The following is a 2,015-nucleotide window of genomic DNA, read 5'->3' on the forward strand; positions in this document are numbered from 1 at the left end:
TGACGTCGTCGTCATATTCGAAAAGGGCGAACACGTCCTTCTCGGCGAGCTTTGGTGCGGTGAACGGCACGCCGCTTATTGCTGCCTCAAGGCGCATGCGGTTCAGCGCTATGCGGGCGAGCAGGTCGGAGCGGGCCTGTTCCTCGGGCCGATAGCCGCCGCCCACATCGGAATGCACGCCCGGCAATACGATTTCTTCGTAGAATGCCTGCGTGCCGCGCACGGGCGTCACGGGAAAGCAGGCACGCAACTCATGGTCGGCGACGAAGTGCACACATCGCTCCACCTGCTCGGGCACCATCATGCGCATGTCGGAAAGGTTATGGGCTGGCAGCCCGACCGACTCGACCGTATCGAACACACCGAGAAAGCGGAAGTGCAGCGGTGCCGACTGGCCGTCCACCGCCGTCGGACACGGCCAGCGCGGCACGCCGTCCTTCAGCGTGCACTTCTTCAGCAGCCGGTTCACGAACGCCCGGGCGAGCGTGGCACCGCGCGAGAAACCGAACACCGCCACATCGATGCGACTAACTTTGTGGTTTCGGCGAAGGGCGAGGTTTAGCTCACCCTCGGCTTTTGCTAAGCGAACGTCGCTACCCAGTCCAACGCCACCACCCATAATCTCGCTGTCGCGGATCTTTTCCCACCAGCCAGGATTGCTTGCATCGAGCGGGGTGCCGACGCCGGGATAGTAGAAACGGTTGATAAGTGGTGCTTCGCTTTCGTCAACATGCCCAGCGAACAAACGGGCAATGTTGGACAGTTTCTGCTCTGGTTCGTCAACTTTGCGATTGTTTTGCGTGCCGTCGAAGAAGAAGCTGAACCATGGCTGCTGCTCGCACGTGGTGCAGGTCATGAACTCTTCTGCATGCTGCTGCGTGGCAGTCTTCATCGACCGCAAGAAGTGCATCGGGTTGTCGGTTATCCAGTCCTGCACTTTCATTCTCCCATTTGTCGCATGACTCGACGCCCATAAAACAATTGATCCACGCGGGGACTTGGCTTGCCATCGGGCTCTCCTGATTCAGAAACGAATTCGGCCTCGATATTGTGGCCGGGAAAGAAACGTACAATCAAAAAATTCATCGCGTCAGGCGCGCTCGACGTCGCACCCGCGATTGCTACGTCTTTGCTGTACGTCTTCCACTCTGACCTGGTTTCTTGCCGCCCCCCAACGCGCCACACCACCCTGATCGTCTGCCCGACTCCTGGGATCAGTGAGCAGCATTCACGTCCCCCTTTGCCGCCTCGCGAAAACTCCGAAACCTGAATACCCCCCATTCCGGTGTCTTTCCCTGAAGCCGTTTGAATCCAGAAGTCGTGGATGTAATCCTCGGTGTAGTTCGCACTCCATGCAGATGCATCCACGTAGCCACTCGGCTGACCGACGGCGCACCCGGTCAGCATGATCAACAACAGTACGAAGAATCCACATATCACGCGTCTCATTGCTCACCTTTCGTTCGGTTCATCGTCTACCGCCACCACGCCGTCGTAACGCCTTCTCTATTGACTCGCGACAACTTCCAAGGATTACTTTCTCAGCGGCAAGTCAAGATCTCGATTATTTCCCGTGCCATCGAAGAAGAGCCAGACAAGCAATACCATGAATATTCCAGCGATCACAATGACGAAAAACACGATGGTCCAGACGATGCGCGACGGCGGATTCTCCGGCATCGGTTCCACTGGCGGAAGCTTCGAGAAGTTAACAGCCATACCTGATTTCCTTCAGAAATCGCAATCAAGAAGTCGCGGTCTCTGGCGAGGTTTCTGCCATCGAACCGGACGGTTGCGTTGTCCCGGATTGGGCTGTAGCTACGCTTGCCCCCTCAACGTCAATGATCTGCCGTGGCTTGAGGTACCCGCTACCGTCGATGCGCAGGAACCCGGCTCGCGAGTCGTGCACGTATTGATCGAAGAAGCGGATCATGTTGGGCGACAGGGTCGGTGGGTTCAGCCACACATTCCAGTAAGCCAGCTGTTCGTCGGACAGCGGCTTGTTGTGAGGGCGA

The 2,015-nt window shown here is 57.5% G+C and carries 3 protein-coding genes and 1 pseudogene; all 4 read right to left on the bottom strand.

The window, feature by feature from the left end:
• Nucleotides 1-943 (bottom strand): DUF2235 domain-containing protein (locus M3I53_RS37820; RefSeq protein WP_254320807.1); only part of this gene is annotated, 943 nt, incomplete at its 3' end.
• On the bottom strand, nucleotides 940-1,449 hold the full coding sequence (locus tag M3I53_RS37825; protein WP_254320808.1) for a DUF3304 domain-containing protein: 510 nt from the start codon (nucleotides 1,447-1,449) through the stop codon (nucleotides 940-942). The genes M3I53_RS37820 and M3I53_RS37825, both read right to left, overlap by 4 nt.
• Before the next feature lie 84 nt (nucleotides 1,450-1,533).
• Entirely contained in the window at nucleotides 1,534-1,719 is a 186-nt protein-coding gene (locus M3I53_RS37830) for a hypothetical protein (protein WP_254320809.1), read from the bottom strand.
• A gap of 25 nt (nucleotides 1,720-1,744) precedes the next feature.
• Nucleotides 1,745-2,015 (bottom strand): annotated as a pseudogene (locus tag M3I53_RS37835) (DUF2235 domain-containing protein); the annotation flags it as partial.

The sequence above is a fragment of the Paraburkholderia sp. CNPSo 3272 genome (assembly GCF_024206495.1).
Classification (GTDB): domain Bacteria; phylum Pseudomonadota; class Gammaproteobacteria; order Burkholderiales; family Burkholderiaceae; genus Paraburkholderia.